The 12,481-nt window shown below is 69.2% G+C and carries 13 protein-coding genes; 6 read left to right on the forward strand and 7 right to left on the reverse strand.

Translation table 11 applies throughout. The features are described from left to right. Positions 1 to 25: 25 nt before the first annotated feature. A complete protein-coding gene (locus tag MRB58_RS19815; protein WP_244778811.1) occupies positions 26 to 1,429 on the reverse strand; it encodes an FAD-binding oxidoreductase in 1,404 nt (467 codons plus the stop codon). 94 nt (positions 1,430 to 1,523) lie between these two features. Here MRB58_RS19815 and MRB58_RS19820 point away from each other — a divergent pair, with 94 nt between their 5' ends. Next, on the forward strand, positions 1,524 to 2,027 hold the full coding sequence (locus MRB58_RS19820) for a thioesterase family protein (protein ID WP_244778812.1): 504 nt from the start codon (positions 1,524 to 1,526) through the stop codon (positions 2,025 to 2,027). Then, positions 2,027 to 3,892, forward strand: coding sequence for a chloride channel protein (locus MRB58_RS19825; protein WP_244778813.1), 1,866 nt, complete (start codon positions 2,027 to 2,029; stop codon positions 3,890 to 3,892). The genes MRB58_RS19820 and MRB58_RS19825 overlap by 1 nt, the downstream gene beginning before the upstream one ends. A 52-nt stretch (positions 3,893 to 3,944) precedes the next feature. Here the strand turns inward: MRB58_RS19825 and MRB58_RS19830 are convergent, their stop codons facing one another. Beyond that, a complete protein-coding gene (locus MRB58_RS19830; protein WP_244778814.1) occupies positions 3,945 to 4,721 on the reverse strand; it encodes an HpcH/HpaI aldolase/citrate lyase family protein in 777 nt (258 codons plus the stop codon). 103 nt (positions 4,722 to 4,824) lie between these two features. Continuing rightward, positions 4,825 to 5,607: a 3-deoxy-manno-octulosonate cytidylyltransferase gene (locus tag MRB58_RS19835; RefSeq protein WP_244778815.1), complete on the reverse strand. Its 783-nt coding sequence runs from the start codon at positions 5,605 to 5,607 to the stop codon at positions 4,825 to 4,827. 124 nt (positions 5,608 to 5,731) lie between these two features. On the opposite strand from MRB58_RS19835, the gene kdsA reads away from it, so the two are divergent. Then, positions 5,732 to 6,577: a 3-deoxy-8-phosphooctulonate synthase gene (gene kdsA / locus MRB58_RS19840; RefSeq protein ID WP_244782059.1), complete on the forward strand. Its 846-nt coding sequence runs from the start codon at positions 5,732 to 5,734 to the stop codon at positions 6,575 to 6,577. A 259-nt stretch (positions 6,578 to 6,836) separates the two neighbouring features. On the opposite strand, the gene rnhA is transcribed toward kdsA, so the two are convergent. Further along, on the reverse strand, positions 6,837 to 7,304 hold the full coding sequence (rnhA, locus tag MRB58_RS19845) for a ribonuclease HI (RefSeq protein WP_244778816.1): 468 nt from the start codon (positions 7,302 to 7,304) through the stop codon (positions 6,837 to 6,839). A 181-nt stretch (positions 7,305 to 7,485) separates the two neighbouring features. Here rnhA and MRB58_RS19850 point away from each other — a divergent pair. Then, positions 7,486 to 8,252, forward strand: a protein-coding gene (locus MRB58_RS19850) for an IS5 family transposase (RefSeq protein WP_244778430.1) whose coding sequence is annotated in 2 segments (ribosomal slippage) — positions 7,486 to 7,795 and positions 7,795 to 8,252 — 768 coding nt in all. Because the reading frame shifts where the segments join, the coding sequence is not laid out codon by codon here. Here MRB58_RS19850 and MRB58_RS19855 read toward each other — a convergent pair. Then, positions 8,249 to 9,208 carry a homoserine kinase gene (locus tag MRB58_RS19855; RefSeq protein ID WP_244778817.1) on the reverse strand — a complete coding sequence of 320 codons (960 nt, stop codon included), beginning with the start codon at positions 9,206 to 9,208 and terminating at the stop codon, positions 8,249 to 8,251. The genes MRB58_RS19850 and MRB58_RS19855 overlap by 4 nt on opposite strands. Positions 9,209 to 9,215: 7 nt before the next feature. Next, positions 9,216 to 10,208 carry a 4-hydroxy-3-methylbut-2-enyl diphosphate reductase gene (ispH, locus tag MRB58_RS19860; RefSeq protein WP_244782060.1) on the reverse strand — a complete coding sequence of 331 codons (993 nt, stop codon included), beginning with the start codon at positions 10,206 to 10,208 and terminating at the stop codon, positions 9,216 to 9,218. Between the two features lie 141 nt (positions 10,209 to 10,349). Here ispH and MRB58_RS19865 point away from each other — a divergent pair, with 141 nt between their 5' ends. Further along, complete coding sequence (locus MRB58_RS19865; protein ID WP_244778818.1) at positions 10,350 to 10,889, forward strand: hypothetical protein; 540 nt, start codon at positions 10,350 to 10,352, stop codon at positions 10,887 to 10,889. A gap of 6 nt (positions 10,890 to 10,895) precedes the next feature. Here the strand turns inward: MRB58_RS19865 and MRB58_RS19870 are convergent, their stop codons facing one another. Next, a complete protein-coding gene (locus MRB58_RS19870; RefSeq protein WP_244778819.1) occupies positions 10,896 to 11,813 on the reverse strand; it encodes a DMT family transporter in 918 nt (305 codons plus the stop codon). A gap of 196 nt (positions 11,814 to 12,009) precedes the next feature. Between MRB58_RS19870 and MRB58_RS19875 the strand changes: the two genes are divergently transcribed. After that, on the forward strand, positions 12,010 to 12,474 hold the full coding sequence (locus MRB58_RS19875) for a PaaI family thioesterase (protein WP_244778820.1): 465 nt from the start codon (positions 12,010 to 12,012) through the stop codon (positions 12,472 to 12,474). Positions 12,475 to 12,481 lie beyond the last annotated feature (7 nt).

A 12,481-nucleotide genomic window follows, 5' to 3' on the forward strand; every position in this document is an offset into this window, starting at 1 on the left:
GTGCGGTACAAGTAATGTCGTCCTTCTACTGGAAGATCTTGCCGGGATTGAGAATGCCGTCCGGGTCGAGCGCCAGCTTGATCGCGCGCATGACGTCCACCGTGCCGCCCAGTTCGCGGCGCAGATACTTCATCTTCCCCTGGCCGATGCCGTGTTCGCCGGTGCAGGTGCCGTCCATGGCGATCGCCCGTTGCGACAGCCGCTCCAGGAACTCCGACGCGCGGTCCCGCTCGGCCGCGTCGGCCGGGTCCATCAAGATCAGGACGTGGAAGTTCCCGTCGCCGACGTGGCCGACGATGGGGCCGACGAGATCGAGCGAATCGAGGTCGTCCCGCGTCTGGGCGACGCACTCGGCGAGGCGCGAGATGGGAACGCACACGTCGGTCGAGAAGACGGTGCAGCCGGGGCGCAGGCCCAGCGCGGCGAAATAGGCGTCGTGCCGCGCCTGCCACAGCCGCGTGCGCTCCTCGGCGAGGGTGGAGAAGCGGAACGGGCCGCCCCCCAGCTCCTCGGCGATGGCGGCGACCATCTCGCTGTCGGCCGCGACCGCCGCCTCCGAGCCGTGAAACTCCAGGAAGAGCGTCGGTGTCTCGGCGAGGTCGAGCTTGGCGTAGGCGTTGACGGCCTTCATCTGCATGGCGTCCAGCAGCTCGATCCGCGCCACGGGAATGCCGGACTGGATGGTCGCGATGGTCGCCCGGCAGGCCGCGTCCACCGACGGGAAGGGGCAGACGGCGGCGGAGATCGCCTCCGGGATGCCCGACAGCTTCAACGTGATCTTGGTGATGACGCCGAGCGTCCCCTCCGAGCCGATGAGGAGGCGGGTGATGTCGTAGCCGGCGGAGGACTTCTTGGCGCGGCTGGCGGTGGTGATCACCTCGCCGTCCGCCATCACGGCCTCGAGCGCGATGACGTTGCCCTGCATGGTGCCGTAGCGCACCGCGTTGGTGCCGGAGGCGCGGGTGGCGCACATGCCGCCGATGGTCGCATCGGCACCCGGGTCGATGGGGAAGAAGAGGCCGCGGTCGCGCAGGTGCGCGTTGAGCGCCTTGCGCGTGATCCCCGGCTCGACGATGCAGGTGAGATCCTCGTCGTTGACCTGGAGCACCCGGTTCATGCGCGCGAAGTCGACCGAGATGCCGCCGAACGGGGCGTTGACGTGCCCCTCCAGCGAGGTGCCGACGCCGAACGGGATGATCGGCACCCGGTGCTCGCGGCAGATCTCGACGAGGGCGGCGACCTCTTCGGTGTTCTCGGGGTAGACGACGGCGTCGGGCGCCTCGTTGGCGAGCCAGGTGGTGGTGTGGCCGTGCTGCTCGCATAGAGCGCGCCCGGTTTCGCAGCGATCACCGAAGCGTTGCCGAATGATCGGCAGCGCGAGATCGATGCCGGATTGGTCGCGTGCTTGGCGCGTTGTGGCCAGAGCCATTGAAGGGTCCCGTTCGTGTGGTTTTTCCGGCACACTAGCAAATGCCTCACCCATCACAACCTCGATGGGCAACAGGGAGCCGACCGCGACGATCATGCGTGAGCCGAACGAGCCACCTTTCGGGCCCGATGGATTGATCTGGTCCGAGCCGTACGACATCGAGCTCGGCTGGCTCGACTATAACGGCCATCTCAACATGGCCTACTACCACGTGATGTTCGACCGTACGGTCGATATCGCGTTCGACCTGCTGGGCCTCGGGCGCGACTATCGCGAGCGGCAGGACGCGTCGATCTTCAACGTGGAGACCCATGTGGTCTATCGTCGCGAGATCTCGGCGCATGACCGGGTGCGGGTGAGCTTTCACCTCGTCGGCCGGGACGACAAGCGCCTGCACGGCTTCCAGACCATGGTGCGCTCGGTCGACGATCAACTCGCCGCCACCTCCGAATCCCTCTTCATCCACGTCGATCTGGCGACGCGGCAGGTCTCCTCGCTGCCCGCCCAGGGGCTGGCGGCGGCGGACGAGATGATCGCCCGGCAGGCCGGCGCCGGCATGCCGACGATGGCGGGACGCCGCATCGCCCCGCTCGACTGATGGCGCGCGACGACGACGACCCTCCCGACGGGACCGCCGGCGCCGGTGAGCCGCCACGCGCGCCCGCCGCCGCCACCGGCGCGGGCGGAGCCGCGATCACCCGCCGAGCCGCGGCCCGCGAAGCCGAAGAGGACGCCGAAGACAGCGCCGACGCCAGAGCCGAGGAACTCGCCGACCTCGTCGTCGGCCCGGTGACGCCGGCGCCGCATCGCCGCCGCTTCGAGCGGCTGGCCGGTAAGCTGAGCGAAAGTCGCGCCTGGTCCAAGGCGCAGTACGAGCGCTCCAAGGAGAACTTCAAGGGCTTCATGTCCGACCGCCAGCCGGGACTGTGGCTGATCGCGCTGGTGGTGGGGCTGGGCATCGGCACCGCGGCGGTGATCTTCCGCATCGGCATCGGCTGGGTGCAGTGGCTGTGGCTGGGTGAGACGAGCGAATACGTCATCGACATCATCCGTGCGCAGCCGTGGTGGGTGGTGTTCTTCGCGCCGGTCGCCGGGGGCTTCGTGGTTGGGCTCCTCAACCAGTACGTCCTGTCCGGCCGCCGCGCCGGCGCGGTCGCCGACATCATCGAGGCTTCGGCCCAGGCCGGGCGGGGGCTCGCCCTCGGCAACGGCATCTGGTCGGCGATCACCACCGTCATCTCGCTGGGGGCCGGGGCGAGCGCGGGGCGGGAGGGCCCCGTCATCCACCTCGGCGCGACCTTGGCGACGACGACGACGCGGGCCTTCAGCTACCCCCCCGCCGCCGCGCGCGTCATCCTCGCGTGCGGGGTGGCGAGCGGCATCTCGGCTTCGTTCAATGCACCGATCGCCGGCGTCCTCTTCGCCCACGAGGTGATATTGCGCCACTACGCGGTGAGCGCGTTCGTGCCCATCGTCATCGCCTCGGTGGCGGGGACACTCGCCGGGCGGCTCCTCTTCATCGGCGACGTCGCAGCGTTCGAGATCCCCGCCTACGCGATCGGCTCCTATTGGGAGATGCCGGCCTTCGCGCTCCTGGGCGTCGTGGCGGCGATGGTCGCGATCACCTTCCAATTCGCGCTGATCGTGTTCGATCAGACGGCGCGCTCGATCATGATGCCGGCGTGGACGCGGCCGGTGGTGGGCGGCGTCATCATGGGGGGATTCGGCCTGTGGGTGCCGGAGGTGATGGGCGTCGGCTACGAGGCCACGGACACCGCCCTGCACGGCGGCTTCGCGCTGTGGACGATGGTCACGCTGGTGGTGGCGAAGATCCTGGCGACCTCGCTGTCGCTGGCCAGTCGGTTCGGCGGCGGCATCTTCTCGCCGGCCCTCTACCTCGGCGCCATGACCGGCGGCGCGTTCGGCATGGTTGCCGCCTCGCAGTTTCCGCACCTGGCGTCGGACCATGGGCTCTATGCCATCCTGGGCATGGGCGCGGTGGCGGCGGCGCTCCTCGGCGCGCCGATCTCGACGACGGTGATCGTCTTCGAGCTGACCGGCGGCTACGCGCTATCGATCGCGCTCCTCCTCTCGGTCTCGATCGCCACGGGACTGCACCTCGCCGTCCATGGCCGCTCCTACTTCCACCACCAGCTCGAGACGCGGGGCGTCGTGCTGTCGGATGGCCCGCACCGCTTCTTCCTGAAGACGGTCACGGTGGCGACCTTCATGACCGAACTCGAAGAGCCCGCCAGCCTCGCCGACCGGGGTGACCCGCGGGCGGTGCGCCGCTACGACACGCTGGAGACGGTGCTGCGCGTCTTCAACGAGACCGGCGCCGACGCGCTGGCGGTGGTCGACGCGCGTAACACCGACGCGGTCGTCGGCACGGTCACGCACGTCCAGGCGCTGCGGGCCTACAACCGCCGCCTGGAAGAGGCGAGCGTGGAGGAGCACCGGTAGCGCGGGCGTGTCGCACGGACCGCCGCGGCTCCGGTGCTCGGCCCGGCTCCGCTCAGGAGCCGACGAGACCGCGCCACTCGCGCACGCTCGCCTCGGCCGCGGTGGCGAGCAGGCGCACGTCGCCGGAAACGGTGGTCATGTCGAACCCCCAGCCGATCGCCTTGGCGGCGTACTGGGCGCTCCCGCAGTGGAGCGCCGCGCGCTTGCCGGCGGCCTTCGCGGCGCCGAGGATCTGCTTGATGACGGCGACCATCTCGTCCTCCTGCCGGTCGAACCCGGGCGCGAGACGGCCCTGGGTGACGCCGAGGGTGAGGTCCGCGGGGCCGATATAGAGCCCGTCCAGGCCCGGCGTCGCGGCGATCGCATCGACGTTCGCCACCGCTTCCGCGGTCTCGATCATCGCGAAGGCCAGGAGCTGCGAGTTCGCGGCGGCGTAGTAGCCCGGACCGGCGCCGATGGAGACGCGCGTCGGGCCGTAGGACCGGCTCCCCTCGGGCGGATAGCGCATCGCGTGGACCAAAGCCTCCGCCTCCGCCCTGGTGTTGACCATCGGGCAGATGATCCCGTGCGCGCCCGCGTCCAGCGCCTTCATGATGATGCCGGGCTCGTTCCAGGGCACGCGCACCAGCGGCGTCACCTGGCTCCCGGCGAGCGCCTGGAGCATCGGCAGCGCCATCGAGTAGTCGAGCGCCCCGTGCTGGAGGTCGAGGGTGACGCTGTCGTAGCCCTGCGCCGCCATGATCTCGGCGGTGAAGGGGCTGCCGATCGAGCACCAGCCGTTGATCGTCCCTCGGCCGTCCGCCCAGATGTCTTTCAGCTTGTTCTTCATTGTCGTTCCCGCGTTTTGCCCTTGGTGGCAGAACCGGGCGGGAGTGTCGACGCTCGCGCCGGCGGAGCCAAGGGGGCGGAACCGGGGCCTTGGTCGGTGGGGCTCAGTCGATCCCCAGCTTGGCGAGGGCGGCTTCGACCCGTGGCACGTCCTCCGGGTTATTGACCTCCCAGAACATCGACTGGCGGGCCTCGACCGTGACGCACTGCACGTCGATCCCGTTCTCCAGGAAGCGCAGCTGCTCCAGACCTTCGTGCGTCTCCAGCGGGCCGGGCTCGAAGCCGACATACCGGCGCAGCGCCGCCGGGCGGTACGCGTAGAGGCCGACGTGGTGATAGACCGGCGGGGCGGGCTTGCCCTCGGCGACGTAGGGGATGACCTCCTTGGAGAAGTAGAGGCCGCGGCCCTCGCGGGTCATGACCACGGTGGTGCCGCCGACGCGCCCGGCGGCGCGGTCCTGGCGGAAGCGCGCCAGGGTCTCGTCGTCGCACAGGAGCGCCGGGGTCGCGACCGCCGCGTCGCCGATGCCCTCGATCAGCTCGGTGACGAAATGCGCCGGGGTGAGGGGGGCGTCGCCCTGGAGGTTGACGACGAGGTCGGGCGTGGCGGGCAGCTTGTCGAGCGCGTCCTCGCACCGCTCGGTGCCGTTGCGGCACTGGTCGGACGTCATCAGCACGGCAGCGCCGAACGTCGCGGCATGCTCGGCGATGCGCTCGTCGTCGGTGGCGATGTAGACGGCGTCGATATCCGGCACCTTCAGCGCCACGTCGTGGGTGCGTTGCAGCAGGCTCTTGGCGACGCCGGAGGCACCGCGCAGCGGCTGCAGCGGCTTGCCCGGGAACCGGATCGACGGAAACCGCGCCGGGATGATGATGACGGTGCCCAAGTTTTACTCCTCGTCGGCGAGGCTCGGCCATACCGTGAGAGCAGGGGCGCTGCAACCGCGACGGCCTTGAAGGCCGGCTCCGGGCGGGGCATTGAATGCCCAATTCCTAATCCGAGAGGCGATGATGGACCATCCGACCACCACTGCGCCGCGCGGCCGGGTCGACGTCGGCGGCGTCGCCTTCGCCAACGACGCTCCGCTCGCGCTGATCGCCGGCCCCTGCCAGATGGAGAGCCGCGACCACGCCTTCGACATGTGCGGCGCGCTGAAGGCGCTGACGGCGGAGCTGGGCATCGGCTTCGTCTACAAGTCGAGCTTCGACAAGGCCAACCGCACCTCGCTCGAGGGCGCGCGCGGCATGGGGCTCGACGCGGCCCTCCCGGTGTTCGCCGATCTGAAGCGCACGTTCGACGTGCCGGTGCTGACCGACGTCCACACCGCCGAGCAGTGTGCGGTCGTCGCCGCCACCTGCGATATTCTGCAGATCCCCGCCTTCCTGTGCCGGCAGACCGACCTCCTCGTCGCCGCGGCGGAGACCGGGCGTGTCGTCAACGTCAAGAAGGGGCAGTTCCTGGCGCCCTGGGATATGACCAACGTCGTGCGCAAGGTGACCGAGAGCGGAAATCCCAACGTGCTCCTGACCGAGCGCGGCGTCTCCTTCGGCTACAACACGCTGGTGTCGGACATGCGCGCCTTGCCGATCATGGCCGAGACCGGCGCGCCGGTGATCTTCGACGCCACCCACTCAGTGCAGCAGCCCGGCGGGCGCGGCGGCTCCTCCGGCGGCGACCGCCGCTTCGTGCCGACCCTGGCGCGCGCGGCGGTCGCCGTCGGCGTCGCGGCCGTCTTCGTCGAGACGCACCAAGATCCCGACAATGCGCCCTCCGACGGACCCAACATGCTCCCCCTCACCGACATGCGCGCGTTCCTTGAGACGCTGATGGCGCTGGACCGGGTCGTGAAGGTCTGAGAACCGCGGCCAGGGGCTCGGGTCTCACCAAGGAACAGGGCGGGGTGCCTGTCCCTCGGATCCGACCGTCGCCGAAGAAGCCCTGGCCCGAGGCGAGGCGAGGCGCAAGGCACGCTCCCTGCGGTCGCTCTGCGGCCTTGCGCATCCCCTCGCCTCGGACCTGATCGGGCTTCAGCGACGGTCGGCTCCGAGGAACAGGCACCGGCGGGCCGTCCCCGTGGGGCGCCCGGCGACGCCGTGCCGTGGGACGGGAAGGGCTCTATCGGGCGGCGCGGATGTCCTTGATGCCCTGGCGGGCGAGTTCGTCGGCGCGCTCGTTTTCCGGGTGGCCGGCGTGGCCCTTCACCCAGGACCACTCCACCTTGTGACGTTGCGTCAGGTCCGACAGTTCACGCCACAGGTCGTCGTTCTTCACCGGCTTCTTCTCGGCGGTCTGCCAGCCGTTGCGCTTCCACTTCGCAAGCCACTGCGTGATGCCCTGGCGGACGTATTGCGAGTCGGTGACGATCTCGACCTCGGTCGGGCGCTTCAGCGCCTCCAGGCCCTTGATCGCCGCCGTCAGCTCCATGCGGTTGTTGGTGGTGTGCGCCTCGCCGCCGTAGAGCTCCTTCTCGTGCGCGCCATAGGTCAGGATCGCGCCCCAGCCGCCCGGACCCGGATTCCCGCTGCACGCGCCGTCCGTATAGATCACGACCTTGGGGGTGGCCGCAGGGGCGTCGGCGGTCATGGGATCCTCTTGGCTGGGGGAGCAGGCTGGCACCGCGCCGTGGAACCACGCCCGCCCGCCGGTGGCAACCGAACGGGGGGCGGTATCGACGGTGCCGTGCGCCTAGGTCGTGAACTCATGGTCCGGGATTCTCAAATGGTCGCGCCCATGATTCAATCTCCTGTCAGTCAGGAGTTGGGGCGTGGCACGTTACGATCTGAGCGAAGTGGAATGGTCGATCATCGAGCCGCTGTTGCCGCCGGCGCCGGCCGGAAAGCAGCGTGTGGACGACCGGCGTGTCCTCAACGGCATCTTCTGGGTGTTGCGGACCGGGTCACCGTGGCGCGACTTGCCGGCGCGCTATGGCCCATCGACGACGGTCTACAATCGCTTCAACAGATGGGCCAAGCGCGGCGTATGGCTGGTGGTGTTCGAGGCACTTGCTCGAGAAGAGCCGGCCGCGCTCCAGCTCATCGACAGCTCCATCGTGAAGGCTCACCAGCACGCAGCCGGCGGAAAAAAGGGGGCCCGGATCACGCCATTGGCCGTTCTCGTGGAGGACTGACGACCAAACTCCACGCCGTCGTCAACGAGCGGGGCCTGCCGATCCGCTTCGTAATCACGGCTGGTCAGGCCTCCGACAAGACAACAGCGCCGATCCTCCTCGACGGGCTCCCACTCGCACCGGACATCGTGGCCGACCGCGGCTACAGCGCCAAGGCGCTGATCGAATGGTGTGCGGCCAGAGGCGCCACCGCCCACATCCCGAGCCAGCGCAACGTTCGTGTTATGCGCACCGTTGCACCACCGCTCTATCGGCTGCGCAACCTCGTCGAGCGGTACTTCAACAAGCTGAAGCACTTCCGCCGCATTGCCACCCGATTCGACAAACTCGCCCGAAACTTCATGGCCGCCGTCGCCTTGGCATCGACCCGCCTATGGCTACGACACCATGAGTCCACGACCTAGAGGCCGTATTCGGTGGCGCTCGTGACGCTGCGGTGGAAGCGCAGGCGCTCGTAGTAGGGCCGCGGGTCCTTCGGGGTGACGAGGGCGTCCTCGGGGACGCGCAGCCAGTCGTGCAGGCGTGTCAGGCAGAAGCGCAGCGCCGCGCCGCGGCACAGCAGCGGCAGCGCGTCCCGCTCGGCGGCGGAAAGGGGGCGCACCGCGTCGTAGCCTTCGATCATCGCCCGCGCACGGGTGACGTTGAAGGCGAGGTCGTCCTCGAAGCACCAGGCGTTGACGCAGATGGCGAGGTCGTAGGCCAGCATGTCGTTGCAGGCGAAGTAGAAGTCGATCAGACCCGAGAGGCGGTCGCCGATGAAGAAGACGTTGTCCGGGAAGAGGTCGGCGTGGATGACGCCCTGCGGCAGGTCGCGCGGCCACGCGGCGTCGAGTGCCACCAGCTCCTCGTCCACCAGCGAGGCCATGCCGGGGATCACCGCGTCGGCCTGGTCGCGCGAATCGTCGAACAGCGGGCCCCAGGAGGCGACGCCGAGCGCGTTGGGCCGTGCCATGCCGAAGGTCTGCGTCGCGTTGTGGAAGGCGGCGAGGCCGCGGCCCAGTTCGGCGCAGTGCAGCGGCTTGGGCTTCTTCGTCGCCATCCCGTCGAGGTAGGTCACGATCGCCGCGTGCCGGCCGCACAACTCGCCCAGCAGCGCACCGTCGCGCCGCGGCAGCGGTTGCGGCGCGGCGATGCCCTTGTCGGCGCAATGGTTCATCAGATGCAGGAAGAACGGCAGGTCCGCCGCATCCACACGCTGCTCGTACAGCGTGAGGATGTAGGTCCCCGTCGTCGTCATCATGACGTAGTTGGTGTTCTCGACACCCTCGGCGATGCCCTTGGCAGAGAGCAGGTCGCCGATGTCGTAGTCGGTGAGGAAGGCCGTCAGCGCTTGATCGTCGACGGCGGTATAGACCGCCACGAACCGTTCAGCCGGAGAGCGACTCGGTCAGCGAGGGCTGAACCGTGCGTGCGTCGCGCAGGGCGCGGGGGAGGGCGAACTCGATCGATTCGTCCGCGGTTCGGGAAGTGGTCACCTTGATGTCGAACGCCTCTGCAAAGCGGTCCAGCACCTCCTCGACCAGCGCTTCCGGAGCGGAAGCGCCAGCGGAGATGCCCAAAGTCTTGATGCCGGCGAAGTGCTTCAGGTCGATCTCGGCGGCACGCTGGATGAGCTTTGCATTCCGGCAACCGGCCCGCAAGGCGACTTCGCGCAGCCGCTGCGAGTTCGACGAGTTGGGGGCGCCGACGATGATCATCGCGTCGCAGTCCGAGGCGACGGCCTTCACTGCCTCCTGCCGGTTGGTGGTGGCGTAGCAGATGTCGTCCTTGTGCGGGCCGACGATCGACGGAAAACGCTCGCCCAGGGCGGCGACGATGTCGCGCGTGTCGTCCACAGAAAGCGTCGTCTGACTGATCCAGGCGAGGTTGTCCGGGTTCTGCGGCGCGAGCTTGACCACGTCGCGCACGGTCTCCACCAGGGTCACCGCGCCGTCGGGCAGCTGGCCCATGGTGCCGACCACCTCCGGATGGCCCGCGTGGCCGATGAGGATGATCTCGCGCCCGCGCTTGAAGTGGATCTCGGCTTCCTTGTGCACCTTGGAGACGAGCGGGCAGGTCGCGTCGAGGAAGAAGAAGTTGCGCGCGGCCGCATCCGCCTTGACGTCCTTGGGGACCCCGTGGGCCGAGAAGATGACCGGACGGTCGTCCTCCTCGATCTCCTCGAGTTCCTCGACGAAGACGGCGCCTTTCTCTTCGAGGGATGTGACAACGTAGCGGTTGTGCACGATCTCGTGGCGGACGTAGACAGGGGCCCCGAACTTCTCGAGCGCGATCTCCACGATCTGAATCGCCCGATCGACGCCCGCGCAGAAGCCGCGGGGCGCGCACAGGACGACGTTGAGGTTGGCACGCTCGGTCATCACGGCGTCACTCCGCATTTGATTGGCGATCACGAACGTCATACAGGAGCGATGCGCGACGGAGTCAAGGAGCGCGGGCATATGGAGTGCAATCGACGCGACGCGTCGCATCGAGGGTCGGGGCCGCGGATGGCGTATCGAGTGACGGCAGCGTTGGCGATGATCGCCGCGCTGAGCCTGGCCGGCTGCGGCAACAGCAGCGTGAACGATGCGGTCGGCGGAGTGACCTCGCTGCTCAACGTCGGCGGTGGACCGGAGCAGAAGCCGGAGCCGACGCCGGCGTCCGTGCCGCAGAACAGCGCCAAGTGCCCCGGCGTCTACGTCTTGCCCGATACCGAGGTCGTGCGGCGCGAGGCCGCGGGCGGGGGTGACGACGCGTTGCAGTGGCAGGCCTCCATCACCAAGACCGCGCGCGAGTGCGCGCCGAGCGGGACCGGCATGCGGGTGCGCGTCGGTGTCGCGGGGCGGATCGTGCGCGGGCCGAAGGGTGGGGGCACGCGCTCGATTTCGCTGCCGCTGCGGGTCGCCGTACGCGAGGGGAACGACACCACCTACAGCAAGGTCCACACCGTCGACGTCCAGTTCGACGGGCCATCCAAGGACTGGGCCTTCGTCGACGAGAACGTCACCGTCTCGGAGACCCGCCAGACGCAGATCTTCGTCGGCTTCGACACCAAATAGGCGGACTCAGCGGCGCGGGCGGTGGAACGCGCCGATCGAGATGAGCAGCCCCAGCACCACCACCGCGATCCCCAGGACCTGCACCGGCCCCGGCCACTCGCCGGTGATCGGTACGCCGATGAGGATCGCCAAGCCGGGCACCAGCGCCGGGAAGGCCGAGACGCGCCCGGCGCCGATGAGCTGCGCGGCGCGGGTGAACGTCACCGTGGCGACGACCGCGGCGAGCACCCCCTGCACCGCCAGCTGGCTGAGGAGATTGGGCAGCGGCAGCGCGGCGAGGCGGTCGAACGACTGCGTGGCGAGGTAGTAGGGGACGAACACCGCGCTGGAGAGCACCGCGATGATCGCCGCCGCGGCGATCGGCGGGGTGGCCCATTTCTTCGCCAGGACGGTGAACAGCGCCCAGCAGCTGCCGGCGGTGAAGAACAGCATATCGCCGATGAAGGCGTGCGTGCCGCCGCTGAAGAGCGTCGGTCCCGCAACCAGCGCCAGACCGGAGATGATCACGGCCATCCCCAGGATGTGGATCGGCCGCACGGATTCACCCAGCACCAGTGCCCCCAGCACCAGCCCGGAGACGATGAGCCCGGACGGCTGGAACACCGCACCGTGCGCGAGCGGGGCGAAATAGTAGCCGCCGACCGCCAGGTACATGAAGCCGGGGCCCAGCACGAGCGTCATGACGAGCCCGCGCCGCCAGCCGACCCCGGCGAGCCGCGCCGGGTCGTGGCGCAGCAACCACGGCAGCAGGATCAGCGCCGCCGGGCCGAAACGCAGCAGAGTCAGGTCCGCCATCGTCAGCCCCGAGGCGGTGCCGTAGCGGTTCATGGCGAGGTAGGCGCCCCATATGGCGACGGTGACGAGGCCGAGGGCGATGCCCGCTTGTTGGTCCGTCAACGTCCGGGGGGTGGCGATGACGGACATGCAGGCTCCTCGTCGGGTCGGCGCGGGGCGCGACGATCGCCGCGAATATGTGTGATGGCACAGAATAGGGCGGCCGAACACCGCGCCCCCCCGGGATGCCGCCACGCGCTGGGAGCGGGGCGGGGCGCGCCCTTGCCCGCGCCCGCACCGGGGTGTGACAGTGACCCGCACGAGAGACCAAGGGAGACGCCTGAGCGTGGCTCATTCCGAGATCGACGGCGACGCCGTCCGCGCCCGCATCGACACCGCGCTGGCCGAGCAGGCGCCGGGTTTCGAGACCTTCTTCCTGGCGCGGCTCCTGGGGGCGACGTTCACCTATCTGCCGCAGGGCGTGCCGGCGGGAGAGGTCGAGGCCTGCCGCGTGCGGTTCCGGGTCGAGCCGTTCATGTTCAACCCGCAGGGGACGCTGCACGGCGGCATCGTCGCCACGGCGATGGACATCTCCATGGGCCACCTCCTGAACAAGGCGACCGGCGCGACGGGGACCGCCACGATCGAGATGAAGACGCAATATATGCGCCCGGTGGGGCCGGGCCTCGCGACGGCGGAGGGACGATTTCTGCGTCGCGGCCGCACCATGTGCTTCCTGGAGAGCCGGTTGACGGACGAGGAAGGGCGGCTGTGCGCCCACGCCACCTCGACCTGGAAGCTGCCCGGCTGACCCGGCG

The organism is Acuticoccus sp. I52.16.1, from assembly GCF_022865125.1.
GTDB lineage: Bacteria > Pseudomonadota > Alphaproteobacteria > Rhizobiales > Amorphaceae > Acuticoccus.

Coding starts and splice junctions, on each gene's coding strand:
- MRB58_RS19815 (WP_244778811.1), bottom strand. CDS start 1,429: ATGGCTCTGGCCACAACGCGCCAAGCACGCGACCAATCCGGCATCGAT.
- MRB58_RS19820 (WP_244778812.1), top strand. CDS start 1,524: ATGCGTGAGCCGAACGAGCCACCTTTCGGGCCCGATGGATTGATCTGG.
- MRB58_RS19825 (WP_244778813.1), top strand. CDS start 2,027: ATGGCGCGCGACGACGACGACCCTCCCGACGGGACCGCCGGCGCCGGT.
- MRB58_RS19830 (WP_244778814.1), bottom strand. CDS start 4,721: ATGAAGAACAAGCTGAAAGACATCTGGGCGGACGGCCGAGGGACGATC.
- kdsA (WP_244782059.1), top strand. CDS start 5,732: ATGGACCATCCGACCACCACTGCGCCGCGCGGCCGGGTCGACGTCGGC.
- rnhA (WP_244778816.1), bottom strand. CDS start 7,304: ATGACCGCCGACGCCCCTGCGGCCACCCCCAAGGTCGTGATCTATACG.
- ispH (WP_244782060.1), bottom strand. CDS start 10,208: ATGACCGAGCGTGCCAACCTCAACGTCGTCCTGTGCGCGCCCCGCGGC.
- MRB58_RS19870 (WP_244778819.1), bottom strand. CDS start 11,813: ATGTCCGTCATCGCCACCCCCCGGACGTTGACGGACCAACAAGCGGGC.